The sequence below is a fragment of the Sanguibacter inulinus genome (assembly GCF_013415325.1).
GTDB lineage: Bacteria > Actinomycetota > Actinomycetes > Actinomycetales > Cellulomonadaceae > Sanguibacter > Sanguibacter inulinus.
In genome coordinates, this window is the sequence record NZ_JACBYE010000015.1 from 20,489 (window position 1) to 46,197 (window position 25,709).

25 protein-coding genes are annotated in these 25,709 nt (G+C 69.2%); 11 read left to right on the forward strand and 14 right to left on the reverse strand.

Annotated elements, in window-relative coordinates; all coding sequences use genetic code 11:
• Positions 1-94 precede the first annotated feature (94 nt).
• Positions 95-2,581 (reverse strand): beta-glucosidase, encoded by a 2,487-nt coding sequence (locus HZZ10_RS08045; RefSeq protein ID WP_179913126.1) that lies wholly within the window; start codon positions 2,579-2,581, stop codon positions 95-97.
• A 265-nt stretch (positions 2,582-2,846) separates the two neighbouring features.
• Here HZZ10_RS08045 and HZZ10_RS08050 point away from each other — a divergent pair, with 265 nt between their 5' ends.
• The 4 genes from HZZ10_RS08050 to HZZ10_RS08065 all read left to right on the forward strand — a co-directional run bounded on the left by HZZ10_RS08050 (position 2,847) and on the right by HZZ10_RS08065 (position 5,989).
• The gene (locus HZZ10_RS08050) at positions 2,847-3,725 is read left to right on the forward strand and encodes a T6SS immunity protein Tdi1 domain-containing protein (protein ID WP_179913127.1); all 879 of its coding nucleotides are present in this window, start codon (positions 2,847-2,849) and stop codon (positions 3,723-3,725) included.
• Positions 3,726-3,780: 55 nt separating this feature from the next.
• Positions 3,781-4,626 carry an SDR family NAD(P)-dependent oxidoreductase gene (locus tag HZZ10_RS08055; RefSeq protein WP_179913128.1) on the forward strand — a complete coding sequence of 282 codons (846 nt, stop codon included), beginning with the start codon at positions 3,781-3,783 and terminating at the stop codon, positions 4,624-4,626.
• Positions 4,623-5,414, forward strand: coding sequence for a lysophospholipid acyltransferase family protein (locus HZZ10_RS08060; protein ID WP_179913129.1), 792 nt, complete (start codon positions 4,623-4,625; stop codon positions 5,412-5,414). Before HZZ10_RS08055 ends, HZZ10_RS08060 begins: the two co-directional genes overlap by 4 nt.
• Positions 5,415-5,608: 194 nt before the next feature.
• Complete coding sequence (locus HZZ10_RS08065; protein ID WP_179913130.1) at positions 5,609-5,989, forward strand: DUF1801 domain-containing protein; 381 nt, start codon at positions 5,609-5,611, stop codon at positions 5,987-5,989.
• Between the two features lie 94 nt (positions 5,990-6,083).
• On the opposite strand, the gene HZZ10_RS08070 is transcribed toward HZZ10_RS08065, so the two are convergent.
• Entirely contained in the window at positions 6,084-6,584 is a 501-nt protein-coding gene (locus HZZ10_RS08070) for a hypothetical protein (RefSeq protein WP_179913131.1), read from the reverse strand.
• Between the two features lie 170 nt (positions 6,585-6,754).
• On the opposite strand from HZZ10_RS08070, the gene HZZ10_RS08075 reads away from it, so the two are divergent.
• Positions 6,755-7,312 (forward strand): hypothetical protein, encoded by a 558-nt coding sequence (locus tag HZZ10_RS08075; RefSeq protein ID WP_179913132.1) that lies wholly within the window; start codon positions 6,755-6,757, stop codon positions 7,310-7,312.
• On the opposite strand, the gene HZZ10_RS08080 is transcribed toward HZZ10_RS08075, so the two are convergent.
• The 4 genes from HZZ10_RS08080 to HZZ10_RS19465 all read right to left on the reverse strand — a co-directional run bounded on the left by HZZ10_RS08080 (position 7,275) and on the right by HZZ10_RS19465 (position 10,998).
• Positions 7,275-8,117: an NAD(P)H-dependent oxidoreductase gene (locus HZZ10_RS08080; RefSeq protein WP_179913133.1), complete on the reverse strand. Its 843-nt coding sequence runs from the start codon at positions 8,115-8,117 to the stop codon at positions 7,275-7,277. The genes HZZ10_RS08075 and HZZ10_RS08080 overlap by 38 nt on opposite strands.
• Before the next feature lie 147 nt (positions 8,118-8,264).
• The gene (locus tag HZZ10_RS08085; protein ID WP_179913134.1) at positions 8,265-8,903 is read right to left on the reverse strand and encodes a TetR/AcrR family transcriptional regulator; all 639 of its coding nucleotides are present in this window, start codon (positions 8,901-8,903) and stop codon (positions 8,265-8,267) included.
• 218 nt (positions 8,904-9,121) lie between these two features.
• The gene (locus HZZ10_RS08090) at positions 9,122-9,784 is read right to left on the reverse strand and encodes a response regulator (protein ID WP_179913135.1); all 663 of its coding nucleotides are present in this window, start codon (positions 9,782-9,784) and stop codon (positions 9,122-9,124) included.
• Positions 9,781-10,998 (reverse strand): sensor histidine kinase, encoded by a 1,218-nt coding sequence (locus HZZ10_RS19465; RefSeq protein WP_179913136.1) that lies wholly within the window; start codon positions 10,996-10,998, stop codon positions 9,781-9,783. Before HZZ10_RS19465 ends, HZZ10_RS08090 begins: the two co-directional genes overlap by 4 nt.
• A 140-nt stretch (positions 10,999-11,138) precedes the next feature.
• Between HZZ10_RS19465 and HZZ10_RS08100 the strand changes: the two genes are divergently transcribed.
• Entirely contained in the window at positions 11,139-11,807 is a 669-nt protein-coding gene (locus HZZ10_RS08100) for a phosphatase PAP2 family protein (RefSeq protein WP_179913137.1), read from the forward strand.
• Between the two features lie 33 nt (positions 11,808-11,840).
• Here the strand turns inward: HZZ10_RS08100 and HZZ10_RS08105 are convergent, their stop codons facing one another.
• From HZZ10_RS08105 to HZZ10_RS08120, 4 genes are all read right to left on the reverse strand, one after another.
• Complete coding sequence (locus HZZ10_RS08105) at positions 11,841-13,046, reverse strand: lysophospholipid acyltransferase family protein (RefSeq protein WP_179913138.1); 1,206 nt, start codon at positions 13,044-13,046, stop codon at positions 11,841-11,843.
• Positions 13,043-13,966: a phosphatidate cytidylyltransferase gene (locus HZZ10_RS08110; RefSeq protein ID WP_179913139.1), complete on the reverse strand. Its 924-nt coding sequence runs from the start codon at positions 13,964-13,966 to the stop codon at positions 13,043-13,045. Before HZZ10_RS08110 ends, HZZ10_RS08105 begins: the two co-directional genes overlap by 4 nt.
• On the reverse strand, positions 13,963-14,604 hold the full coding sequence (locus HZZ10_RS08115; protein ID WP_179913140.1) for a CDP-alcohol phosphatidyltransferase family protein: 642 nt from the start codon (positions 14,602-14,604) through the stop codon (positions 13,963-13,965). Before HZZ10_RS08115 ends, HZZ10_RS08110 begins: the two co-directional genes overlap by 4 nt.
• 126 nt (positions 14,605-14,730) lie before the next feature.
• The gene (locus tag HZZ10_RS08120; RefSeq protein WP_179913141.1) at positions 14,731-15,792 is read right to left on the reverse strand and encodes an ankyrin repeat domain-containing protein; all 1,062 of its coding nucleotides are present in this window, start codon (positions 15,790-15,792) and stop codon (positions 14,731-14,733) included.
• Positions 15,793-15,945: 153 nt separating this feature from the next.
• Here HZZ10_RS08120 and HZZ10_RS08125 point away from each other — a divergent pair, with 153 nt between their 5' ends.
• The 3 genes from HZZ10_RS08125 (at position 15,946) to HZZ10_RS08135 (ending at position 19,919) form a co-directional block, all read left to right on the forward strand.
• Positions 15,946-16,329, forward strand: coding sequence for a cupin domain-containing protein (locus tag HZZ10_RS08125; RefSeq protein ID WP_179913142.1), 384 nt, complete (start codon positions 15,946-15,948; stop codon positions 16,327-16,329).
• A 137-nt stretch (positions 16,330-16,466) separates the two neighbouring features.
• A complete protein-coding gene (locus HZZ10_RS08130) occupies positions 16,467-19,043 on the forward strand; it encodes an excinuclease ABC subunit UvrA (RefSeq protein ID WP_179913143.1) in 2,577 nt (858 codons plus the stop codon).
• A gap of 186 nt (positions 19,044-19,229) precedes the next feature.
• Positions 19,230-19,919 carry a type 1 glutamine amidotransferase domain-containing protein gene (locus tag HZZ10_RS08135; protein WP_179913144.1) on the forward strand — a complete coding sequence of 230 codons (690 nt, stop codon included), beginning with the start codon at positions 19,230-19,232 and terminating at the stop codon, positions 19,917-19,919.
• On the opposite strand, the gene HZZ10_RS08140 is transcribed toward HZZ10_RS08135, so the two are convergent.
• Together HZZ10_RS08140 and HZZ10_RS20040 are read right to left on the reverse strand one after the other, a co-directional pair.
• The gene (locus HZZ10_RS08140; RefSeq protein WP_179913145.1) at positions 19,916-20,839 is read right to left on the reverse strand and encodes a LysR family transcriptional regulator; all 924 of its coding nucleotides are present in this window, start codon (positions 20,837-20,839) and stop codon (positions 19,916-19,918) included. The two genes, HZZ10_RS08135 and HZZ10_RS08140, sit on opposite strands and share 4 nt — an antisense overlap.
• A 185-nt stretch (positions 20,840-21,024) precedes the next feature.
• A complete protein-coding gene (locus HZZ10_RS20040) occupies positions 21,025-21,891 on the reverse strand; it encodes a helix-turn-helix transcriptional regulator (RefSeq protein ID WP_179913146.1) in 867 nt (288 codons plus the stop codon).
• 101 nt (positions 21,892-21,992) lie between these two features.
• Between HZZ10_RS20040 and HZZ10_RS08150 the strand changes: the two genes are divergently transcribed.
• Positions 21,993-22,796, forward strand: coding sequence for an SDR family NAD(P)-dependent oxidoreductase (locus HZZ10_RS08150; protein WP_179913147.1), 804 nt, complete (start codon positions 21,993-21,995; stop codon positions 22,794-22,796).
• 29 nt (positions 22,797-22,825) lie between these two features.
• Here HZZ10_RS08150 and HZZ10_RS08155 read toward each other — a convergent pair whose 3' ends face one another.
• Entirely contained in the window at positions 22,826-23,428 is a 603-nt protein-coding gene (locus HZZ10_RS08155) for a hypothetical protein (RefSeq protein ID WP_218928562.1), read from the reverse strand.
• A gap of 521 nt (positions 23,429-23,949) precedes the next feature.
• On the opposite strand from HZZ10_RS08155, the gene HZZ10_RS08160 reads away from it, so the two are divergent.
• Complete coding sequence (locus HZZ10_RS08160; RefSeq protein WP_179913149.1) at positions 23,950-24,273, forward strand: hypothetical protein; 324 nt, start codon at positions 23,950-23,952, stop codon at positions 24,271-24,273.
• A 110-nt stretch (positions 24,274-24,383) separates the two neighbouring features.
• On the opposite strand, the gene HZZ10_RS08165 is transcribed toward HZZ10_RS08160, so the two are convergent.
• Positions 24,384-25,202 (reverse strand): hypothetical protein, encoded by an 819-nt coding sequence (locus HZZ10_RS08165; protein ID WP_179913150.1) that lies wholly within the window; start codon positions 25,200-25,202, stop codon positions 24,384-24,386.
• Positions 25,203-25,709 lie beyond the last annotated feature (507 nt).

The following is a 25,709-nucleotide window of genomic DNA, read 5'->3' on the forward strand; positions in this document are numbered from 1 at the left end:
CTCAGGTCATCTCCAGCTCGAGCATCGCTGGCTGTGTGCGACGCCGAGCTCAGGCTCAGCCCTGGTCAGACCGCACTGCGGGCGCTGGCCCAGGTCACGCCTCGTCGCGTCCCGCCGACAGCGCCGTGACCGTGTCGCGCAGCGTCCCCAGACCCAGGGTCAGCTGCAGCACGTTGCGCGCCGTCCGCTGGACCTCGCCGAGCGAGATCCCGTCAGGCTGGGCCAGCGAGGTGAGCAGCGACGCCTGGGCGACCTGGTCGAACTCGCCCGTGATGTGGTCGAACCAGCCACCGGGCATGAACACGTCGACCTGCGCGCGGACGCGGTACGCGTCGTCCGTGACCGTGGGGAAGTCGGGGTCGGTGTCGTGCTGCATCCACCAGTCGGTCACGACGGTGCCTGTGAAGCCCCACTCGTCACGGAGGATCTGCGTGCAGAGCTCGTCGTTGTAGTGCGACCAGACGCCGTTGATCTTGTTGTACGAGGTCATGATCGTGCGGGGAGCCGACTCGGTGATCGCGATCTGGAACCCGCGCAGGTAGATCTCACGGAGCGCACGCTCGGAGACGCGCGAGTCGTTGAGGTTGCGGTTTGTCTCCTGGTTGTTCGCCGCGAAGTGCTTGGGGCAGGCTGCGACGCCGGCCTCCTGGACTCCCCCGATGACGGCGGCGGCCACCAGGCCCGTGACGAGCGGGTCTTCGGAGAAGTACTCGAAGTTGCGTCCGCACAGCGGGTCGCGGTGGATGTTCATGCCCGGGCTGAGGAGCACGTGCGTGTTCTTGCGGACCATCTCCTGGCCGTGGGCTGCCGCGAGGCGGCGCACGAGCGGGGTGTTCCACGTCGCGGCGAGCGCAGCGCCCGAGGGCAGCAGCGACGCGTAGGCGGAGAGGCGGATGCCGGAGGGTCCGTCGGTCGTGGTGACCGGCGGGACGCCCTTGGCACGCAGCGACTCGCTGATCCCGGCGAAGACGCCGGCGTTGCCGGCGGCGCCGAGCTCGCTGCCCATGACGCGGTCTCCGCGGGTGAGCGCCTCGAGCTCGTCGTCGGTGAGCTGGGCGACGAAGGCGTCGAGGGTCGCGGTGCCCGCGGCCACGTCGGCGAGGGTGATGCCCTGGTCGCCGGTCTGCTCGACGGCGGGGACCTGGCGGGCCTCGATGCGCTCACGGCGCGAGGACTGGCGGGTGGGGACGTCCTGCCAGGCGATGACAGCCTGGCCTGCGGCGTCGCGGTCGAGGGTCATCCGCTGGAAGGCGTGCTCGGCCTCGGGGGCGCAGGCCTCGGCGAGCTGCTCGACGACGCGCAGCTCGTCGAGGGTGAAGGACCCGGACTCGGTGGCCGTGCGGACGTCGGTCCCGACGTAGACCGTGTAGGTGCCGGCCTCGAGGACGTAGGCGGACCTGTGGCCGGTGACGCCCGAGTCGTCGTAGGAGGCGAGCGAGGCGACCGGGAAGGACAGGTCGACGGTGTCGTCCTCACCCGGTGCGAGCTGGCGGGACTTCGCGAAGGACGTGAGGACGCGGGCCGGCTTGCCGAGGCTGCCGTCGGGCGCCTGGACGTAGACCTGGACGACCTCGGCTCCCGGGTGCTCCGACCCGGTGTTGGTCACGGTCGCCGAGACCGTCACGTCGGTCTCGGACGTCTCGACCGTCGTCGCGACGTCGAAGGTCGTGTACCCGAGGCCGAAGCCGAAGGGGAACAGCACCTTCTCGGGGGCGAAGGTCTCGAAGTAGCGGTAGCCGACGTAGATGTCCTCGGCGTAGTCGTTGTGCTCGAGGCCGCCGAAGTTCGGTGCGCTCGGGTAGTCCTCGTAGTGACGGGCGATGGTGTCGGTCAGGCGCCCACCGGGCACCTGGACGCCCGTGAGCACGTCGGCGACCGACCGCGCACCCTCCATGCCGCCCTGCCACGCGTAGAGCACCGAGGAGATCTTGTCGCCGTACTCCTCGAGCCAGGCGAGGTCGATGACGTTGCCGCAGTCGAGGACCACGACTGTGCGCTCGAACTCAGCAGTCACGGAGTCGAGGAGCGCACGCTCGTCGTCGGTGAGGTAGTAGCTGCCGGGCTCGAGGGTGTTCTCGCGGGCCTCGCCCGCGGCGCGGCCGATGACGACGACAGCGGCGTCGGTGCGCGACGCGGCGGCGCGGACGGTCTCGCGCTCGATCGGCATCTCCTCGAAGTACCGGGGCCAGTTGCCCCAGGTGCCCTCGTCAGGCTGGTTGTCCTTGGACCACTGCGTGTAGAGGCCGGCGAGCTCGGCGTCGACGTCGACGACGGCCGCGTCGCGCAGGGCGTCGAGGAGGTTCCAGGAGTACGGGGCGTTCACGTCGCCACCCGAGCCGTAGCCCACGGTGAAGTAGTCGACCTGCACGCGGGAGAACAGCGCGACGCGCGCACGCTGTGCGAACGGGAGCGTGCCGTCGTTGCGCAGCAGGACAGCGCCGTCCGCGGCAGCCTCACGGCAGAGTGCGGCGAGCTCGGGGTCGACCCAGGTGTCGGTGTCGACCAGGCTCGTCGACGCCTGCGCCAGCTCCTGCTCACCGGCCGAGAGCTCCGTGGTGGGGGTGTCCGACGGCGTGTTCATGTGATGAGGCTCCTGGTGGTCGGGGGTGCTGGCGGCGGACCCGTCTGGTGCGCGGGCCGCGACGCCCGTGAGATGACGTCGCACGTCACGATACCCAACTGAACGAGCGAAAGGTGTTTTTCCCGGGTGCGTCTCTCAGGTTCGAGCACCGACCGCTCGGCGGTGCTCCCGGGGCGACGGAGAGAACTCTCCATCGACCTCCCCGGTGCCCAGGTGGTGGGATCGACCCGACCCACTCGTGCCGCTGCCCCCGGGAGAGACACCGATGCCGACCTTCACCCACTTCATGGCCCACGCGCCGATCGACGAGCAGACCGTCGCACGGTTCGCGCCCACGGTCCCCGCCGAGGTGGTGTCGGCGTGGCGCGAGCACGGGTCGGGCTACGTGTCGGACGGGTACTTCAGGTTCGTCGACCCGGGCCACGCCGCGCAGATGCTCGAGGGCACCATGAACCTGCCCGTGGGGTCGACGGTCCTGTTCACGACAGCCCTCGGCGACCTCGTCGTGCACCTCGGCGGACGGTACCTCGTGGTCAAGTTCCGCTGGGGCGTGATCGACGTGACGCCCGTGGGGACAGGCTTCCCCGACCTCCTGCGCCTCATGGAGGACCCGGCCGCCCGCGATCTCTCCTTCGAGTGGTCCCCGTACCTGGAGGCCGGTCAGCGCACCGGTGTGCCCAGCATGGACGAGGTCCTCGGCTTCGTGCCGATGCTGGCGATGGGCGGGGCTCCCGTCGCGGCGAACCTGCAGCGGATGGGCTTGTGGGAGCACCTCGCGATCATCGCGCAGATGGCCGGCGTGCCCACGGTCCGGGGCGACCTGCGCACACCCGAGACCGACCGTCCGGTCCCGGCACCCGTCCCCGTCGAGAGGTCCCAGCTCTCCCCCACCCTCGAGCCGCTGGCCGCCCGCGGCGAGAGCCTCTTCAGGCAGCTCGCGACGAAGACGGGGCAGGGGATGACCGACCCGTTGACCTTCGTGCCCGTCGACGACGGCGTCGCCGTCGTGCGCGCCGTCCGCGGCGGGGGCACGATCTTCGTCGGACCGGACCAGACCGTGCTCTACAGCGGCTCGTCGCTCAGCTTCGACGACGGGGTGCGCGCCTTCCGGAGCGGGATGCGGACTGCACCGGAGAAGTTCTGATCCCTAGGCCTTCTGTCGTCGGGAGCGGTGGTCGGGGTGCCGTACGCTCTCCGACATGGCTACTGCTCTCATCACGGGCGGCACGTCAGGCATCGGTGCGGCCTTCGCCGAGGCGCTGGCCTCCCGTGGCGTCCACCTCGTCCTCGTGGCGCGAGACGCGGCACGCCTCGCGGTCGCCGCGCAGCGCCTGACCGCAGCGCACGGCATCGAGGTCGAGACCCTCAGCGCCGACCTGGCCGACCGCGCAGACGTCCTGCGGGTCGCCGACCGCCTCGAGGACGAGGACCGTCCTGTCGACCTGCTCGTCAACAACGCCGGGGCGGGTGTGCGCACCCCGCTCGTCTCGCGCGACCTCGCCTCGCACGACCTCGGCCTCGACGTGATGTGCCGTGCCGTCCTGGTCCTCGGCGGGGCGGCCGGGCGGTCGATGGCCGCGCGCGGCTCGGGGGCCATCATCAACGTGTCGAGCCTGCAGAGCCTGTTCACGACGGGGTCCTACGCCGCGATGAAGGCCTGGGTCACCTCGTACTCCCAGGGCCTCTCCGTCGAGCTCCAGGGCACGGGCGTCACCGTCACCGCTGTCCTCCCGGGGTGGGTGCGGACGGCGTGGCACTCCCCCGACGGCGACCGCCGCAGCTCCGTCCCCGGATGGCTCTGGACGGAGCCCGAGGTCGTCGCTGCTGCAGCGCTCCGGGCCAGTGCCCGCGGGCGAGCCGTCTGCATCCCCACCTGGCGGTACGCCGTCATCGGCTGGTGGGCACGCCACCTCCCCCGGCCGGTCGTCCGCTGGGTCTCCGCTAGGATCTCGTCGAGCAGGCGCGACTCCCAGCAGAGCAGGCGCGAGTCCCAGCAGAGCGTGCAGGCAGCCGCGCCGCACGACGGACGGGGCCAGGGCTCGTGAGGCTCGACCGCTTCAGGTCCAAGACCGTCGCCGCCGTCCGCTTCGTCGCCCAGCGCGGTCTCCTCAAGCCCGTCGTGCGATGCGTCGTCAAGGTCTCCGTGCACGGCGAGGACCAGCTGACCGACCTGCGGCCGCCGTTCATCGTCGTCGCGAATCACGCGAGCCACCTGGACGCACCGGTGATCCTGGGGTGGCTGCCTCGCCGGCACTCCCGTTACCTGGCGGCGGGCGCCGCGGCGGACTACTTCTTCGACGTGTGGTGGCGCAAGTGGCTCACCATGCTGTTCTTCAGCGCATTCGCGATCGAGCGCAAGGGCGAGCGCAAGCGCGGCGGAGTGTCCCGCAGCCTGCTCGATCGCGGCGTCCCGCTGCTGATCTTCCCTGAGGGGGGCCGCTCCAAGTCGGGTGCCGTCCGCCCCTTCAAGCGTGGCGCGGCAGCCCTGGCGATCATGTCTGAGGTGCCGTGCGTGCCCGTCGCGCTCGTCGGGACCTCAGCCGCGATGCCCAGCGGGGCCACCTGGCCCACGCGGGGGCGCCCGCCCGTCGACGTCGTCATCGGCGCGCCGATGCTCCCCGGGCCCGAGGACACTCCCGTGACCTTCACCGCTCGGCTCTCCGCGGAGGTCCTCAGGCTCCACGCCTCGGTGGCCACCACGCCGGTCCTCGTCCAGGACGACACGGTCCCGCCGGCGCCGTCGGGCACCCGCGCGCCGAGGCCCTCGCGCACCGAGGTCGCAGAGGTCACCAAGGTCACCGCCGAGCGGCCGACGGTCGACGGTCCCGGCTAGAGGGTCGCGTTGCTATCGTGGTGGTGGCACCTTGTGTGCCCTCACGCAGTCGATGACGAAGTGCTCGTCTGACACGTCCGCAGAGAGGACTGGCCCCGGCCAGGACACGTCCGCGGTGGAGATTGCGCAACCGAACCGACCGGGGCGGTTGTCATCACCATGCCGCTGCGCGGCGCGAGCGAAGGGCGGACACCATGTCCACCACCACGACAGGCAAGACCGACAAGACCGACAAGGCGACGCAGGACCTCCAGGACGTCGTCGCGAAGATCTCCGGATGGCCCGAGCCCTACGCGACCATCGGCACCCGTCTGCACGAGACGATCCTCGCGGCAGGCCCGAAGCTCAAGCCGCGGATCTGGTACGGCATGCCGGGCTACGCGACCAGCCGGACGGCGCCGGTCGTCGTGTTCTTCAGGCTCGACGGCGACACCATGTCGCTCGGGCTCTCGGAGAAGGCGACGGTCGCCCGCGAACCAGGGACGACGCTGCACCCCTCGGCGTGGTTCCTCAGCGAGATCGACGACGCGACGCTCGCGAAGGTCAGCGAGCTCGTCCGGACGGCGTTCTCCTGAGCTGAGACTGTCGGCCCCGCTGGTGGGGCAGGTCACCCGCACGACCTTCCTCACCAGCGAGAGGGCTCCCTGCCATCAGCATCTAGCCCAGCGCTCAGGCCGCCGGGTCGTCGGCGACCAGGGACGAGAGCCCCTCCCGCTCGGCGGCGGCATCGACCTCTGGGTCGCGGGCCGCGACCCGCGCGACCAGCTGGACGAGCGCCTCGTGGACCGTCGTCCTGAGGAAGGCGACCGGGTCTGGTGCGTGGTTGGCGTCGTCTCGGGTCACGTGCACCTGTGCCGTCGCGGTGCGCCGCGCGAGGGAGACCCGCGGTGACCGCAGACCTGAGGGCCCGGAGCCCGGCGTGACGTCACCTCCGATCATCAGGACGAGGTCGAGGTCGTAGGAGAACGGCTCGTCTCGCAGGACCCGCCGGATCCGGGCGACCTCTTCGATGATCCCGTCCTGAGGAGTGGGGCCGCCGTAGACGGTGCGGAGGATGACCCGGCCTGCGCGGTCCTCGTCCGCGGCCGACGAGGTGGATCCGGCCTCGACGGTCCTCGGCGGGGCGGAGGGGCGTGGCCCCGGGTGCTCGGCGGCTGCGTGATCGTCCACCGGGTCAGGCTAGCGTCGACGGTGACCACGCATCCAGGCTCTGCTCCGCGGAGAGCCCGTCGTCGCGTCGAAAGCTGCTCGGCGAGACCAGTCGACACCGTCGTGCACAGAACTCATGAGACGCTCTCACGAAGCAGACTCGAGCGAGGGATCGTGCGATGACAACTCACATGACACGAAGACTGGGTGCTGCTGTGCTCATCTCGGCTCTGCTCCCCGCGGGTTGCCTGGCCCGGACCCCGGAGTCGCCTGCCGGAGCGGCGCCGACTCCGCCGTCGCTCGTCCTGACGAGTCCGGAGCCGACACCGAGCTCCACGACGGACTCGACACTGGCCGCGTCAGACCTCTCCTGGCACCTGCTCGGACGGCCCGAGCTCTCGTCCGTCGCGACCGACCGGGCCGGGACCGGGCTCGTCCTCTACTGGTACGGCCCGGAACCTGCTTCGGAGCTCTCGGCGTTGGCGGCGACCTATCCCGAGGTGGTTGTCGAGGTGCACGGCACCGACTACCTCCCTCGCGACCTGCAGGACCTTGCGAGCGATCTGCTCATCACCGAGGAGGCGTCAGGCGTCGGAGCGGTCTCAGTCCGTCCCGACGGCTCAGGGCTGGACGCCTTCGTGCACGGCAGCCCGTCCCACCAGTCGCTGGCCGCCATGGAGATCCGTCTCTCAGAGTCGACTGGTGTGCCTGTCACTGTTGAGTCTGGCGCTCCAGTCCCAGCGATGTAGCGACTGCTCGTGGACGGTCTGCCCGGTGGATGCCGAGGTCGGTGCGGCCCGACGCGAGGTCGTCGCGCAGGGCACGTGTCCCCTGGTAGTCGCCGTCCCGCAGTCGGCGGTACGGCCTGACGGTCTCGGTGCTCAGCGAGGCGATCCTGCTGCGGAGCCGTTCGGTCTCGCGCTCGACGGCCGCTCTGTCGAGGGAGTCAGCGTCAGTGATCACGTGCAGGTCGAGAGTCTCGATGCCGGTGTACCAGAGCGTGCCGTGGGTCAGCGGGAACAGCAGCGAGTCGATGTCGCCGCTGATGCCGCGCGGCCCGATGGTGCGCTCGTCCTCCCCCGCCGTGACGACCACGAGCGCCCTGCGTCCGGCGAGGCCACCGTCGCCATAACGGCGCGGGACGTCGAGCTCCGGGTCCATGTCGCCGTAGGCGAAGCCCGCTGTCAAGACACGATCGAACCAGCCCTTGAGGATTGCCGGCGGGCCGTACCACCAGAGCGGGAACTGGATGACGAGCAGCTCGGCTGCGGCGAGCTTGGCCTGCTCGGCGCGGACGTCGTCAGGGAGCTGGCCAGCGGCGAAGGTCTCACCGACCTGCTCCGCGATGTTGCCCGGCGTGCCGGCGAGGTCGCCGAGGTCGCGCTCGCTCAGCACAGGGTCGAAACCCTCGGCGTAGAGGTCGGAGGTCAGGACTTCGTGGGTGGCGGAGAGGGCCCCTGCCCCGGCACGGAACAGGTGGTTGCCGAGGGACTGCTGGCGGGGGTGGGCGTGGACCCAGAGGGCTGTGCCTGGGGTCGGCGGGTTCTCGATCATGGGGGTCTCCTGGGGTGCGACGGGGCGGTCGGTGGTCTCGGGGGCTGCGGTGGTAGGGCCGTGGGCGGAGCTTCTGGGCACGGCGGAGCTGAGCGGACCGCGGTACTGCCGGGCGGTCGCGCTCTCCGGTGACGCGTTCGACGGGTCTCAGGCCGTAGGCATGGCCCCGATGGAGGTCTCGCCAGCAGCGACGGAGCCGTCCGCGGCCGCCAGCGCCGTGACCACCTTGGTCAGAGCGGCGCGGGCTCGGTCGGCGCTGATCCGGCCTGTGATGGCGGCGCGGCCCAGCGCGTCGCCCGCGCCGACGATCCCCACGAGCCCTGCGCCGTCGAGGGTGCGTGAGTACGGCGTCAGGGCGTCGCGACACATGCCGAGGTACTCGTCCTGGGCCTCCTGGCGCAGGGCGTCGAGGGTGGGCGACCCGGCGAGGGCCGACACGACGTCGGCGAGCTCTCGACCCTCGGCGATGCAGCAGTCGACGTAGGCGCTCGCGACGACCGAGGCCACCGCAGGCAGTGCAGGTTCAGCACCGTCGAGGGCGGCGGCGAGCGTGTCACGCTGACGTGCCTCGAAGGCTCGGTACAGCTCGGCGAGGACCCCGGACCTGCCGCCGAAGTGGTCGTAGACCAGCGGCTTGGTCACCCCGGCCCGGTCGGCGAGCCGCGCGAGCGTGAGCTCGTCGGTGCCGTCGTCGCGGATGAGGTCGCGGGCGACGTCGAGCAGCTGGGCGTGGCGCTCGTCGCGGGACAGGCGCTTGCGAGGAGGCACTACGGGGTCAGCGGTCACGATGGTCCTCCTGATGGTTGGCAAGTCTCAGGCGGCCGATCTCCCCGGCCACCTCTACTTACAGACCGTAACTTACGATGAGTAAGAAGTCCACGTGATCCTTCGTGCGTCTCGTCTCGTCTCGTCGCGTCGCGGCTCGCCTCACGCCTCACGCCTCACGCCTCACGCCTCACGCCTCACGCCTCACGCCTCACGCCTCACGCCTCACGCCTCACGCCTCACGCCTCACGAGCATGGACGGCGACGAGTGCCGCCTCCACGCGGTTGCGTGCTCCCGTCGTCCGCAGGATCGACGTCATGTGCGTCTTCACGGTCCCCGGCGCGAGGAACAGCTCCGCGGCGATCTCCGGGTTGGAGCGTCCGAGACCGACGAGCCTGAGGATCTCCTGCTCCCGCGGGGTCAACGCCGCGAAGCGCCGACGGGCGTCCCACACCCGGATGGCATCCGTCCCGAGAGGTCGGCCGAGCATGCGGCGGGCGATCGTCGGGGAGAAGAACGCACCACCTGTCGCGACGGCATGCACGGCGAGGACCAGCTCGCGCGGGTCGCCGGACTTGAGGACGAAGCCGTCGGCGTCGAGCGCGAGCGCCTCGGCCACGTAGTCGTCCTCCCCGAAGGTCGTGACCAGCACGCAGGGCAACGAGGATCCGTCGGCGCGCAGCGCCCGGAGCACGTCGAGGCCCGACAGCACGGGCATCCGGATGTCGAGGACGAGTGCGTCGAGCGGCGTCGACCGGGCGAGGGCGAGTGCCGCCTGACCGTCACCGGCCTCACCCACCACCTCGATGTCGGCGTCGCTCGTGAGGATCGCCGCGATGCCCACCCTGACCATCGGCTCGTCGTCCGCGACCAGGACGCGCAACCGCCGTGCCGCGCTCATCCGAGCCCCCTCGCGGTCAGCTCGACGGCTGCGAGCGCCAGGACGATGACGGCGGCCGCACCGACGAGCACCATGACGCCACGACGGTGTGCTGCAGACGCTAGGTCGAAGACCGAGGTGGTGCCTTCTTCGGCAGGTGGGGTCGTCGGTGACTCTGCGCTGCTCACTCGCGGGACACGAGCCGACAGGACGAAGGCATCGGCACAGTCGTCCCAGCTGACCATTCCACCGTGCCGCGCAGCCTCGCGGGCGAGCGCGCCGAGCCCGGTCCCGGACCCGGCGCCCTTCCCCGCGCCGGGACCCGTGCCCGACGGTCCACCGTCCTGACGCGATCTCGGGTTGGAGACCGTGAGCAGCAGGTCCCCAGCTTCTGTCTCGACGACCACACGGACCGGTTGCCCTGGCGCGTGCTTGGCCGCGTTGGTCAGCGCCTCCTGCAGCACCCGCGCACCGAGCACCCCACCGAGTCCGCTGCCCTGCCCCGCCACGAGGTCAGCCCCCTTGAGCGTCACGGTCATCCCCGAGCGGCGCGCACCGTCGAGCAGGACGCCGACAGCCGCCCCCGGCGCCGGGCGTCCAGTCCCCGTCCGCAAGGTCGCGACCGAGACACCGAGCCTCTCGACCGCGGTGCCCACCTGCTCCCGAGCGGTCCTGACCTGCGCCACGACGTCGGGTCCAAGGTCACGGCGGACCTCGAGCGCCCCGAGGTTGAGCGCGACAAGACTCAGCGCGTGCCCGAGATCGTCGTGCAGCCCCTCCGCGAGCGCCATCCGCCCGTCCTGCCGTTCCCTCTCCGCATCGATGTGTCTCTGTCGCTCGTGCTCGGCTGCCATGAGCCGAGCGCTGCGTCGGATCTGTGCCTGCTGCGTCCATGCAACGGCGACCAACCACGGCACTCCTGCACGGACGAGGGCAAAGGGGAGCTCGGCGAGCGGGAGCACGACGGGACCACCCAAGGCGTCGAGGACGACAGCGGATGCCTGGAAGACGGCCATCGCTCCCAGCGTCAGGGCACCACGCCGGATGCCCCCAGCCCTGGTACCGACGACCAGCGCGACGACGAGGACCGCGAGCGCGACGCCGATCCCCGGCCTGGGCACGAGGGCGAGCAGCGCCAGGCCTACGGCGAGCGTGGCATCACGGAGAAGCACTCGGGTGCCCGGCTGTGCGCGAGACGGATCGGCCTGCGTGCGGGTCCGGAGCTCATGGTTCACCCGTCCATCCTGGACGCGGAGCCAGCGGTGCACATCAGACCGTGGTCAGAGATCCGCTGCGGTATCTCCACCCCTGGTCAGAGGTGCCGAGGCCCACGGGCAGAGGTGCTCGATGCACGCGCCAGACGAGCCTGGACCGCATGACTTCGACCCCAGCCTCCGCTCCCCCAGCCCGCCCTTCAGCCGCTCACCGCACGCCCGCCGTCATGACCTGGATCGGCGGGGTCCTCGCCGTCCTCGCCCTGGCGAGCGTCCCGTTCCGCGACCCGCTGTTCCGCGGGCTGGCAGGCGCAGCCGAGGGCAGCCCGCTCGAACCAGCCGTGATGCTCACGGCGAAGTACGGGCTGCTCGTCCTGGTCGCCCTCGTCGGCGTCGTCGGACTGCGGGCGCTCGTCCAGGACCGCCCGGCACTCTGGACCCTCGTCACCGCAGGCATCGGCGTCGTCACCGCCTACGCGCTCAGCGAGGGCATCAAGCTGCTCGTCGAGGAGGACCGACCGTGCAGCGTGCACGACCTCGCCACGGTCCTCGCCTGCCCAGGCCAGGGCGACTGGTCGTGGCCGTCGAACCACGCCACGCTGGCTGGCGCAGCGGCGACCGCAGTGGTGCTGACTGTCCCGCGGCTGCTCGTCGTCGCTGGACCTGTCGCGCTCCTCGTCGCCTCAGCCCGGGTCGCCGCTGGCGTGCACTACGCCCACGACGTGCTCGCCGGGCTCGCGCTCGGGTCTCTCGTGGTGGTTCTCGCGGTCGTCCTGGGACGGGGTGTCCGAGGCCGGCTAGCGCGGTCGACAACGACGGACCCGCACTAGCAACCACGCACGAGCGCCGCGCTCAACCCGAGGTCACCTCCACCGCCGGATCACGAGCGACAACCCCGCCGCATACCCGACCCCCGACGTCCCGAGGTAGGTCCTGTACGCCCGACGCAGCAACGGCTGCGCCTTGTAGGACACCCCGGCCACGACAGCCCCGAGCGCCAGTGCCCTAGCCCCTCGCGCTCCGAGGGCGTGCGCGGCGAGCGGTCCGAGCGGGATCCGCCGACGCCCGGCCTCGGCGGCATACACCTTGACCGGAATCCCGTTGAGCGCCTGCCGCCAGATCCCCGCAGCGCCGGCGGCCATGTGCTCGGCGGCCGTCGTCCGCATGCCCTCGGTCGTGAGCGGCGCCGGGGGTGTGCGGCCGTCACGGGCGCAGACCGCCGTGAAGACCACACCAGCCACGGAACCCACTGCCAGCCACCCGGCGGCGGGGAGCACCTTGCGCGGGTGCGCGGCGGCGAAGACCGCGAGGAACATCTCGGCCGTCACGGGCCAGCTGATCGCCTCGGCGAAGCCCCACGCGGCGGCGGCCCCCATGCCGGCCTTGGACTCCATGAGCCTGTGCAGCGCCTCCCACGCGGGGTCGTCGGGCGCTGTCGCGTCTCCGCGGGACAGCAGGTCGGTGATCTGGTCGACCACGGGGCTCATGTCGCCGTCGACGAGGTCTTCGGGCTGGATCGGCTCGCCGAGCCGCACCTCGATCGGTCCGGGGTTGAGCTTCCCGCCCTTGGGCAGCAGGCCCCGCGTGCCGACGAGAGCGACGGGGAGCAGCGGGACGTCGAACTCCTTGGCGATCCGCAGCGCTCCGGACCTGAACTCACCGAGCTCACCGTCGCGGCTGCGTGTGCCCTCAGGGAAGATCAGCAGGCTCGAGCCGGTGCCGAGCACCTTCTGCGCGTTCTCGACGAGGTCGTCGTAGGCGCCCCCGGAGCGCCGGACGGGGACCGCGCCGATCGCGACGTGCAGCAGCGCACGGCGCCAGAACCCGGTGAACCAGTAGTCGTCAGCAGCGACGACCACAGGCTTGTAGGGCGAGGGGAAGGCAGCCAGCAGCGCCGGCGTGTCCGCGTGGGAGGAGTGGTTGGCGACGATGACCATCGCCTCGTAGGGCGCGCTCCCCCGCACCCTGTACCCGCCGACCGCCGTGAACACCTGACGCCACATCCCACGACGCACAGCCCCGGAGATGCTCCGGCCGCGCGGGATGCCGACCCGGCGACGCGCGCTCACGCGAGGACCGCCGCGAGCGGCAGGACGAGCAGCAACGAGTCGACCCTGTCGAGGATCCCGCCGAAGCCCGGGAGCCAGTCCCCGGCGTCTTTGACCCCTGCATGACGCTTGACCATGGATTCCAAGAGGTCTCCTCCTACGCTTCCGACGACGACAGCAACGACGAGCTCGACCGACAGAGAGCCGAGGAGGGCCAGGACAAGGACAGTACCGACCAGGGCGCCGACCACTCCCCCGACAGTCTTGCTCGGGCTCAGCGGCGACAGCGGTCGCCGCGCCCAGGCGAAGCGCCGCAACCCGTTGCCCCCGCACCAAGCGGCGACGTCGGCTGCCGCTGCCGCGAAGCAGATGAGGTAGGCGTCGCCCCACACGAGCACGAGGTTCGACAGGGACCAGCAGATCCAGATCGACCCGAAGGCCGTCATCGCGCCGCGCCGCACACCGTCGGTGGTGTCCGCGCTCAGCAGCGCTGGGGCTGCGCAGAGCAGGGCGATGAGCGGGACGAGGGCGAGCAGGCTCGGGTCCAGCCACGCGGAGACCGGGTAACCGACCGCGAGCGCGAACAAGATCCACGTCTCAGGCTTGGGCAGCGATGCCAGCCTCGCGAACTCGCGGACCGCCTGGATGCCGATCACCGCGGCGAGGGCCGCTGTGGTGCCGGGTCCGAGCCAGATCGGCACGCCGATGATCGGCAAGATGCAAGCCCACGTGGTCCAGCGGCGGCGCAGCTCGATCTTGCCGGAGAGGAAGACCGGGACGGCCGCGACGGCGATGATCACCACCGAGACGAGCAGCAGGAACACCGCTCGTCCCTCGAGGAACAGGTGCCACGGCCCGAGGTGGACGTCGATGGCGAAGGCCGACCTGTCGAGCCCGAACCACGCGGCGACGGGGTCGGCCCCCGACCCGAAGGGGTTCACCGGTGACCTGCCGACGTCGCGGCGGGGTCGCTGGGCGAGGCGCTGAGCGCCCCGTGGATGCTCCTCAGCCTGGTGCACGCCGTCAGCACGGAACCGGCGATGATGACGATGCTGATCACCGGGATCCACGCGGGCACGGCGGTCGCGAGGATCACGGCGGCGCAGCGCTCGGTCTTGCCGAAGGGCCCGCCGTTGAGCCGCTGCGCTCCGGCGCCAGCACCGGAGACGGAGACGAAGGTCGGGAGCGTCGCGCAGATCGTGGCCACGAGCACCCACCCCGTCGCCCAGTCGCTCCCCCAACCGATGTCACCGTTCCGCGTCGCGAGCACGGCCAGCCCGGCGAACATGGCGAAGTCTCCGGCCCGGTCGCCGAGCTCGTTGAGCACGAAGCCCCATGGCCGGCTGACACCCTGGGCGCGCGCGACGGCGCCGTCCAGGTTTGCCCCGGCGAGGCGTCCGGCGAGCAGGACGAAGGCGAGGACCCAGCTGCCGTAGGCGATCGCGACCCCGGCACCGAGGGCGGAGACCACGCCGACCGCCGTGAACACGTCGGGCGAGATGTCCCGGGCGACGGCGAACCGCAGGACGGACGCCAGCCGGTTCGTGTACCAGGGTTTGAGTGCATAGAGTCCGCGCATCCGGTCAACGTAGCGGAAGACGCTCTCACCTGGATGGGGAGATCTATCGCGGGACGGCCGAGACCCGCGTGTTGGGTGCGCCGGGATGCACTCGGAGGGACGCCGGCAGCATCACCTCCCGACCGGTCAGCGCTTGTAGGGAACCGGCGGGCACGGGATCGGCGTGGGGTTCTGCGCGACCCACAGCACGGCGAGCTCGTCGAGCCTGTCGAGCACCTCGTCCTCCGCGCTCCCCCGGACGAACTGGTGCGTGAGAGCACGGAGCTCGTCGAGGTCCCGAGCACCGAGCGGCGTTCCCGACCCGCACAGCTCGACCAGGACGTCGAGCATCCGGCGGTAGTCGCGGTCCCAGTTGCCGCCGCCGTTGCGGAACACCTCGTCGTGGACCCGACCGGTGATCCGGATCGCCTCCCCCTGCGCGGTCTGCGCCGCTCCCTTCGACGGGACGAGCAGCTCCCACAGGGCCGCGTGCTGGGCCTGCCAGGTGCCAGCAGGCACCTCGATGGGAGCGACACCGTCGTGCACGACCCGCTGCGGCGCCGGCGTCGCACCGAACAGCCTGTACAGCTCCTGCAGGCTGGCATCGGTCTCGGGCAAGAGGTCGGCGTTGAAGCCCGCGCGGTGGAACTCGAAGCGCTCCCCGATGCGCTCGACCAGGGCGCGCATGGAGTCGTCGATCATCGCGCCCGCCTCGAGGAGCAGTCTCGCGACGTCGGCCATCGCGGCGATCGACGCGTTGGTCGTGCTGGCCAGACCGCGCTTGAGGGGGGTGTCACCGCGGTCGGTCGTCGCGTGGACGTCCGCCCCCGCGCGAATGAGCGCCTCGACCGTGGCGTCGCGCTGGTTCTCGGCCGCCGCGTGCAGGGGCGTCACGCCGCCCCGGCACGCGTGGTCACGATCTGCACCGAGGGAGAGCAGCAGCGGGATCTGCTCGTGCCTGCCCCTCGCGGCACGGGTCCACAGCGGTGTCGCGCCGTAGGTGTCGACAGCGTCGACGTCGGCCCCCTGGTCGACGAGCCACCGGACCAGACCGTCGGGACAGTCCAGGAACCCGAGAGCTGTGCTCTTGGTGTAGCCACCGGTGGCCTCGACCTCGCAGCGGTCGAACACCGCGACGAGCTCGTCGAGCGACGACGAGCGCAGGAGGTCAGCGAAGTCCTTGGGGAGAGTCGAGCGTCGGCGAGCCATAGGGAGATGATGCCAGGAGGTGGTCGCTGCGGCCGGTCGGAACGATGCGACGGCCAAGGACATGGCCGCCCCTGTGCAGAGTCGACACCTCAGCACCACTGTTACTGAGGATCCCGCAGCCCATCGACAGCGCCCGTGCGTGAGGATGGACCCATGACTGCTCTTCAAGGGATCGACGTCGCTGCCGAGCTGCGACAGGTCGAGGCACACTGGACGCCGCGTGTCGTCGGGCAGGTGAACGACCAGTACGTGAAGGTCGCCAAGCTGCTCGGTGAGCTGGTGTGGCACGCCCACGAGGCCGAGGACGAGATGTTCCTCGTCGTCTCTGGCCGACTCCGCATCCAGCTGCCCGACGACCAGGAGGTCGTGCTCACCCCGGGGCAGTTCTACGTCGTACCGCGAGGCGTGCAGCACAACCCTGTCGCCGACGAGGAGGTCGAGATCGTCCTGATCGAGACCGTCACCACGAGGCACACCGGCGAGGTCGTCGTCGAGGGCACCGTGCCGGTCGAGCAGCAGGTAGCCAGCTTCCGCTGACAGGTCCACACGCAGGGACCACCGCTCGTGCCACGGCCGCCAGGTCGGGCAAGCAGAAACCACGGGTGAGGTGTGACGTGTCCGACGACTGGCTCGCTCCGGTCGCCCGCTCCATCCCCGCGGCCTAGAGTCGCCCGATGCTCGACAACACCCCCACCACCCCCGATACCTTCGTCCGCGTCCGCGGTGCCAACGAGAACAACCTGCGCAACGTGGACGTCGACGTGCCGCGCGACGCGATCGTCGCGTTCACTGGGGTGTCAGGGTCGGGGAAGTCGTCGCTGGCCTTCGGGACGATCTTCACCGAGGCACAGCGCCGGTACCTCGAGTCTGTCGCGCCCTACGCGCGGCGCCTGATCCAGCAGGGGCACGACCCGCACGTCGAGTCCATCACCGGTCTGCCGCCGGCGGTCGCGCTCCAGCAGCGACGCGGAGCACCGAGCTCACGATCGAGCGTCGGGACTGTCACGACGCTCTCGAACTCGCTGCGGATGCTGTTCTCCCGCGCGGGCACCTTCCCCGAGGGCTTCGCGACGCGGCTCGACTCGGACGCCTTCTCCCCCAACACCGTCGCCGGAGCGTGCCCCGAGTGCCACGGCGTAGGTGTGGCGCGGACGGTCACCGAAGACACGCTCGTCGCCGACCCGTCGCTGAGCATCCGCGACGGCGCGATCACCGCATGGCCCGGTGCGTGGCAGGGCAAGAATCTGCGGGACATCGTTATCGCGCTCGGCTACGACGTCGACCGCCCGTGGCGGGACCTGCCGAAGAAGGACCGCGAGTGGCTGCTGTTCACCGACGAGCAGCCCGTCGTGCAGATCACCCCGCAGCGCGACCGCGTGGCCAAGCCGTACAACGGTCGGTTCTGGAGCGCGCAGAAATACGTCCTCCACATCCTCGCGGACTCCTCGAGCCAGACGATGCGCGCCAAGGTCCTGCAGTTCGTGAAGTCCGGGCCATGCCCGGTGTGCGGCGGGACGGGTCTGCGCCAGGAGGCGCTCGCGGTGACCTTCGCCGGGCGGACGATCGCCGAGATGAACGCACTGCCGCTCACCGAGCTCGCGGAGGTCATCCGGCCGACGACGCAGCTGAAGGATGCTGCGCCGGCACTGCCGACGAACCGGTCCGGTGAGCACACCGACGTCGCCGTCGCGATCACGACCGACCTGCTGGGACGGATCGGTGTCCTCACCGACCTCGGGCTCGGGTACCTCGGGCTGGGGCGCGTGACGACGACGCTCTCCCCCGGCGAGATGCAGCGGCTCCGGCTCGCGACGCAGCTGCGGTCTGGGCTGTTCGGGGTCGTGTACGTCCTCGACGAGCCCTCCGCCGGGCTGCACCCCGCCGACGCCGAGCCGCTCATGGAGGTGCTCGAGCAGCTCAAGGCATCGGGCAACTCGGTGTTCATCGTCGAGCACAACATGGACCTGGTGCGGAAAGCCGACTGGGTAGTCGACGTCGGTCCAGCGGCGGGGACCGGTGGTGGTGAGGTGCTGTACAGCGGGGCCGTTGCTGGGCTGGCAGACGTGAAGAAGTCGGTGACGCGACCATTCCTCTTCCCGGAGACCGAGGCGGATGCCGTCGCGGTCGAGCGTCAGGCCCGCGAGCCGAAGGGCTGGTTGACCGTCGAGGGTGTGACGGTCCACAACCTCGACAACCTCGATGCAACAGTGCCTCTCGGGATGCTGGTCGCCGTCACCGGGGTGTCCGGGTCGGGCAAGTCGACGCTCGTCAGCCGGGTGCTGCGTGACGTCGTGCGCGACCACCTCAACGGTGCCGGGCTGCCTGGAGGGGCGGTTGCGGACGACGACGTCGATGGAGCCGAGAGCGAGCCCCCAGAATCGGACGATTCCGGCCTGTCCGAGGCAGTGCTTCCCGACGCTCGTGCCGACCTGCTCACAGTCCGCAAGGCCACAGGCCTCGAGCACGTGGCCCGACTGGTGCAGGTCGACCAGAAGCCGATCGGCCGCACACCACGGTCGAACCTCGCGACGTACACAGGCCTCTTCGATGCCGTGCGGTCAGCCTTCGCCGCGACAGACCTCGCCCGCGAGCGCGGCTACACAGCCGGCCGATTCTCCTTCAACGTCACCGGCGGTCGCTGCGAGACGTGCCTGGGCGAGGGATTCGTCTCCGTCGAGCTGCTGTTCCTCCCCGGGAGCTACGGCACCTGCCCCGAGTGCCACGGCACCCGGTACAACGAGGAGACCCTCGAGGTGAGGTATCAGGGCCGCAACATCGCCGACGTCCTGGCACTCACCGTCGAGGAAGCAGCCGAGGCACTGGCTGGTATCCCCGCCGCAGCACGCAGCCTGCGCACGCTGCTCGACGTGGGTCTTGGATACCTGCGCCTCGGGCAGCCCGCGACGGAGCTGTCGGGTGGCGAAGCCCAGCGCATCAAGCTCGCGACCGAGCTGCAGCGCGTCCGTCGCGGTCACACGCTGTACCTGCTCGACGAGCCCACCACCGGTCTGCACCCTGCCGACATCCAGCTGCTGCTCGCACAGCTGCAGTCCCTCGTCGACTCAGGCGACAGCGTGGTCATCGTCGAGCACGACATGGACGTGGTGGCAGCTGCGGACTGGGTCGTGGACCTGGGGCCGTCGGGCGGAGATGCGGGTGGGCAGGTGGTGGCAGCAGGCAGCCCAGACGATGTCAGAGGCACCCCGGGGAGCCAGACGGCTCGGTACCTCCCCGAGCGAGCACGCAGCTGAGAACTCGTGGTTCGCCATCCCCGGAATGCCACTCTCGGGATCTAGATGTCCGTGAAGATCGGCTGGCCGGACGCTAGCGCCCAGAGCCAATACCCTCGATCTGCATCATCGAAAGAGCTATTTTTCGCGCCTACATCGCCCGCGTAGCTTGTCGAAGGTCGTGTTGACTACAGACCGAAGGGTGCGATGACGATGACGCAGGATGCCAAGAAGGTTCTGCTCGTACTGACGAGCCATGACGACCTCGGGGGGCTCCGGAGCACGGGGTACTACATCGACGAGGCGGCGCACCCGTGGAAGGTGTTCATGAAGGCGGGCTATCACATTGACTTCGCCTCGATCCAGGGAGGGGTCGCCCCGCAGGACGGTCGCCAGGACGGTGACACCGAGCAGGAAGCGTTCCTGAACCACCCCGACGTCTCGCGCCAGCTCGCCAGCACGCCGGCCCTCGCAGACGTCGACGCAGGCTCCTACGACGCCGTGCTCTACGTGGGAGGCCACGGATCGATGTGGGACTTCCCGGGCAGCGAGGGAGTCAGCCGTGTCGGCCGAGAGGTCTACGAGAACGGCGGAGTGGTGGCCGCGGTCTGCCACGGTCCCGCGGCGCTGGTGAACATCACGCTCACGGACGGGAAGTACCTCGTCGACGGCAAGCGGGTTGCCGGCTTCACGAACGACGAAGAAGCCGCGGTGGGGCTCACGGGCGTCGTGCCGTTCCTCCTTGCCGACGAGCTCACAAGCAAGGGCGCCACGCACGTGCCCGGTGACAACTTCACCGAGAACGTCGTCGTCGACCAGCGTCTGGTGACGGGGCAGAACCCGCAGTCGGCCACGGGCGTGGCACGTGAGGTCGTGGCCCTGCTCGCCGCCGGCTAAGACATCCCGGCCGCGCGCTGAGCGTCAGCCAGCAGGGCGTCGTGCACGAGCCGCACCGAGCGGTTCTTGTGCAGGATGCCCTGCTGCGTCGCGACATACAGGGTGTTCAACGGTGCCATCTCAGGGTCCAGCAAGACGACGAGCGCCCCACTCCGGAGGTGCTCCTCGATCAGGTACCGAGGGAGCACCGACATACCCAGCCCGTGGATGACAGCATCCGTGATCGCGCGAAGGTTCGGGATCGTCGCAGCGAGGTTGAGCCCGTCGGCAGGTTGCCCGAGCACAGAGCGCCAGTACCTGCGGATGATGGCGAGATCTTCGGAGTAGGCGACGAGCGGCACGTGACGCAGGGATTCGGCGGTGATCGTCTCACCGTCGCCGATGAGATCCCGCCATCGTGGCGAGGCGACGAGCAGGAACTCCTCGTCGATGAGAGCAACGCTCGCGACCCCACGAAGTCGGGGGCGAATCGAGCTGACGACGACGTCGAGAGCTCCGACGGACAGATCGACGAGCAGCTTCTCGGCCAGACCGAAGGTGACCCTGAACTCGACGTTCTGATCAGCCATCTGAGCCAGGAGCGGCATCACGCGGACAGACATGTACTCGGCGGGTCCGCCGATGTAGATGACACGAGCCTGCTCAGAGGGGAGGTTCCCGTCCCGGTCGGTGATGGCATCGAGGCTGTCGATGTGTGGGGCGACCTCCGCAGCCAGCGCCTGCGCCCTCGCCGTCGGCGCGATGCGGCGCCCATGTCGCTCGAACAGCGGATACCCGAGCTGCCGTTCGAGCGCCTGCATCTGGCTCGTGACGGCAGGCTGACTCAGCCCGACGAACTTCGCCGCGGACGTGAACGTCCCCATCCGGAACACCGCGACGAAGGTGCGGAGGTAGTCGAAGCTCGGCTGCACCTCGACCACACCCTCTCGTCCGTCCCGTTCTACCCGGTTACGACTGCTTGTGGACGAATTGAACCACATCTGACGGGAGCCAGGTCCCAGTGGCCGGGGCACCGGTCGCCGTCGCTGCCGACTCGGTCAGCCGCGCGACCCCTGTCCCTCGAGCGCGCCGGTCGAGAGTGTTCCGGAGAGACAGTGAGCCTCGGTCAGCTCCGGTCGTCTGCACCGCTCCGCTCGGGCACCTCCTCCGACCAGCTGGCCAGCACCGGCAGCACCCGTGCCGTGGGCGAGTCGGGCTCCACGGTGTAGACGACCAGGCGCTGCTCGGGGTCGTGCGGACCGACGAGCGACTCGATACCGAAGACGAGCGGACCGGCGGTCGGGTGGGCGATGTGCTTGGTCACCGAGGTGCGAAAGGTGACCCGCTGGTCATCCCACCAGCGCTCCACGTCCGGGTCCCCCGCACGCAGCTCCCCCACCAGGTCGGCAAGCAGCCGGTCGTCGGGGTGACGACCCACCTCGTAGCGCAACGCCCCCACCGCAGCCGCAGCGAAGTCGGCCCAGTTCACGATCCTCGCCCGCGCGTCCGGGTCGAGGAACAGCCACCGCACGAACGACGTCCCCGGCTCCATCGCGGTACCCAGCACACTGCCGAGCAACCTGTTGCTCGCCAGCACCTCCGAACGGCGGCCCAGGAGCAGCACTGGGACGTGCTCGAGCGTCGTCATCACGCGCAGCATCCCCGGGTCCGGGCGCTGCGCGACTTCGGGCCCGGCCCATCGCCGGCGAGACGTCGGGGCGGCGAGGTCCCGCAGGTGCGCACGCTCGACATCGTCCAGCTGCAGCGCCTGCGACAAGGCCCGCACCACCTCGTCGGTGACGTTCTGCTGGCGCCCCTGCTCCAGGCGGCTGTAATGGTCCGGACTCAACCCGGCGAGCACAGCCAGCTCCTCCTTGCGCAGCCCCGGGACGCGCCGCGGGCCCGGGAACGCCGTGATGCCTGCCTGCGAGGGCGTGAGGCGGTCACGGCGAGAGCGCAGGAAGGCTCCGAGGGCAGCACGGTCAGCAGGCACCGACCTAGCGTAGGAGCATGGTGAGCCGCGGACCTGGTTACGCCGTGACTAGGCAGCACGCGCCCTGGTGCTGGGCCTACGGGCCGGGTCCACTAGGACGCATGACCACCACCGAGCAGACCCGCACCGTCCTCGTCACCGGCTCCACCAGCGGCATCGGCGCCGCAACCGCCCGCACCCTCGCCGCCCAGGGCTGGCGCGTGATCGTCACCGGTCGCGACACGACCCGCGGCGACGCGATCGTCACGGAGATCAACGGGTTCTCCCGCACTGGTGACGGCAGTGACCACCGCGACACCAGCAACGACCCGAGGGCCGTCTTCATCCCCTCCGACCTGTCCGCCGAGCCCGACGTCCTGCGCGACTTCGCCGCCGCGGTCACCGAGGCAGCCGGCGGGCGGCTCGACGCGATGGTGCACAACGCCGCCCTGTGCCCACCCGTCGACACCGTCTCCCTGACCGACGCCGACCTCGAGGCCACCCTCGCGGTGAACATCCGCGCGCCCCACGTCCTCACCGCTGCCCTCGCCCCGGCGATGGCCGAGCGCGGCCACGGGGCGATCGTCGTCATCGGGTCGTGGATGGCCCACATCGGGCACCCCATCGTCGGCCTGTACTCCGCGACCAAGGCCGCCGAGATCCAGCTCGCCCGCAGCTGGGCCGCAGAGTTCGGGCCCCGCGGTGTGAGGGTTAACACCGTCTCCCCCGGAGCGACTCGGACGCCGATCAACGCCAGCGACGGCGACGTCATCGCCGCGATGACCGCCCCGACACCGGCTGGGCGCCCTGGGACGCCCGAGGAGGTCGCGGACGCAGTGGCGTGGCTATTGTCGAAGCGCTCGGGATACGTCCACGGAGCGGAGATCGCCGTCGACGGAGGCATCACGGCGGCGCAGACTGCCTAGTGGCTGCGGCCTAGTCCCGGCGCCGTCGGTTACCGAGTCCCCAGCTCCCGGCCGACGACGTCGCACTGACCGTCGTCACTGTTCCATGCCGCGAGGGCAGTGCCCTCCGAGCGCAGCGCGAGCGTGTGGGTCGACCTGCCGCGACCGAGCACGTCTCTGCACCCGTCGACGTCGCACTGCTCATGACTGCCGTCCATTGCCGCGACCACCCGCCCGTCGGCGAGGACCGCAACAATTTGGCGGCTTCCGGTCGCCAGCGTTGTACCGTCACGCCAAGCAGTGGTGTCGTAAATGCCAGCTGATCGGTCACCTGCAACGGCGACGAAGTCGGGCCACACGTCGACGTCGCAGGCTCCCTCGGTGCGACGACCGGTTGCTCGGGCGGCCCAGTCAGTGATGACAGCCACCGCGGGTCGCCAGCCGGCAATGTTCACATCGTCGCACCAGTCGTGGACGTTGCACTGGCCGTTATTGTTCCACACGGGCGCCAGGACCATTACGTCCTTGCGCAGCCCGACAGAATGAAAACGTCCAGTACTGGGCGAGGTGTGCACGTTGCCCGCGGCGACCGCGACGACGTCGCCCCACCCGGCCATACGCAACTCGTCGGCGCCCGGACGCCCGATGGCCACCCCAGAGCCGCTCTGAACGACACCGATCGAGTGCCGCCGCCCCGCACCGACACTGAGCGTCCCGCTGCCGGAATCTGACGCATAATCAGAGGATGTCACAGACACCCAAGCCCTCCGTCAGTGGGTTCTACTTTCTTGTGGGTCAGCGGAACCCGGTCCAGTACGGCCTCACATGGCGAGTTTGGAGTGCTGGCACGTCGTTCTACATCAAAACCAAGGAGCCAGGTCTCGCCGAGTCGAAGATAAGCCTGCATGGCCCAGACCCCAGACACTCCAGCCCTGGTTTCAAGTTTGGGATCGACTCCTCCGCGAGTCTAGGCGGAGCCGCCTTCGTGTACTCAGGAAAAGGCCTTCCATGGTGGTTTCCCGGCGAGCTAGTCGCCGAACACGGATTCCGTCATGCAGTTCGCATTTGCGTTCCAGCAGAAACCCTGCAGCCTCACTCGATTCCGGGATCGAGCCCTGGAAACGTGCCGCGCCGGATCGCTGGAGGGCTGCTTCAGATTCCCAAGCCAGGTCACATGGCCCTGCTCGACTTATATATCAGCGAGTCAGATTTGAATATCCCACTCCGCGCCAAGTTGGAGCAATCTGATGCGCTCCGCGGTCCCCTCATCAACAAGTCGGGGCAGCAACTATTTGGAGTTACCCGCATTCTCGCCGCCGATGAACTTACAGTGCCGGAAGCGGAGATCGCAGAGGCTCCGTCGTCTCGTTTGGACGCCGTTCGAGGCATCCAGGCAGCAATCGACCCAGGTGGCTACCTCTGGCTCGTCGAAAAGGAAATGTCCCGGTCATGGCTAAACGATCGATCTCGCCATCCCCAAAACAATCAGTTGACGTGACCGGCAACCCAAGCGCGCGGGCCAGTTTAAACTCGTGCTTTACTCTACGGCGGGAGCGGCAGGTGTGGAGGCACATGCTCCCGCGGTGATCTCACCGCGCCGACCGGCGATTAGGATCCATCTGAGCCTAGGTAGGCCAGGACGATGCACATCGCCGAGATGGCCTGTGCAGCATCAGGCTGCTCGATACGTGTTTCACCCTCATGAACGGCGACATTGCGTTTTCGAAATAGCGCTGCACCCGCAGCCGCAACGTCGATCGGAGCATCAGCCAGCCGGCGCTTAACATCGGTCCCACGTCCGCCGCACGCCGTCTCGACAGCGAGTCGCGCTGAGAGCACCGCTTCGCGATACCTACCAGTGTCGAAGTGCACATGTGCGGTACGTGCGTGGCTCGTCGGCGCAGATTCCTCCGTAAGCGCGCGGAACGCATCCCGATATGCAGTATCGGGAGTGGGACCAAGCAAGTAGGTGAGTCCAACACCATCATTGAACAGCATCACATCATACGAGTCAGTGGCCGCAGCTCCGGAGACCAGAACATAGTCGTCGAATCCGTCTTTTTGGTAGAGGTTTGACATGTGAGAGTCAACGCCCGAGACGCGTGGGCTACTGAGGAACGCGAGCAGATGGTCCTGATTCTTGCCGTACAACTCAATCTTCCGACCCGAAGACTTCTGTCGAAGACGCAGGCCGAAGGATCCATCTTCGACAGAGTACTCCTCGATGTAGGCCCACACCGACGTCGGAGGAGATGCGATGTCTGTGGTTACGATGCAGACCTCCACTGAAAGACCTTCAAAAGCGACCGCGACCTCTTGAATATTTCGCGCCACGATCGACGCTGAGATGGTGATGCACTCGTCACTACCGCGCGGCTTGACGAGCCCGCCACCATGCGCGTAGCAGTCTTGCAGCAGATTGGACAAGGGCGCGAACGACCTGAAACTTTGGTTATCCGTAAGGACGCGAATAAGCCGTCTGGTCGACTTTTCGCGTAGGCGAAGATCGGGCGCGCCTCTGGTATTTTCGAAACGCTCAACGTAACACTTGATCCGGCCGGAACTCTGAGTGCTTCGATCTGCAATACTCGCTGCTCGGGCAGCGCGTTTCGCTTTCGAACTTGATGGGATCATACCTAGTCCCTCTTTTCGAATCAGTCCACGCGAAGATTAGAGGATATTCCAGATCTGGAGGCAAAGCCCGTCGATCTCGCAGCCGAGTGGCAACATGTGCGTTACTGGCAGTTTCACGTGCTCGATGAGCCGATCACAGATTGCACCTGGCTGAGCTTGAAGAAAGACTTATCAGCGACAAACTACGATCACCCTGAATTCCGCAACCTAAGGATTATTTCCGATTGCGGGCCCGAGCATGTTTGCTTCATTCAGGTCGACCAAGGTAAATTCGTCCACTGCGTTTAGCTTCCCCTTAAA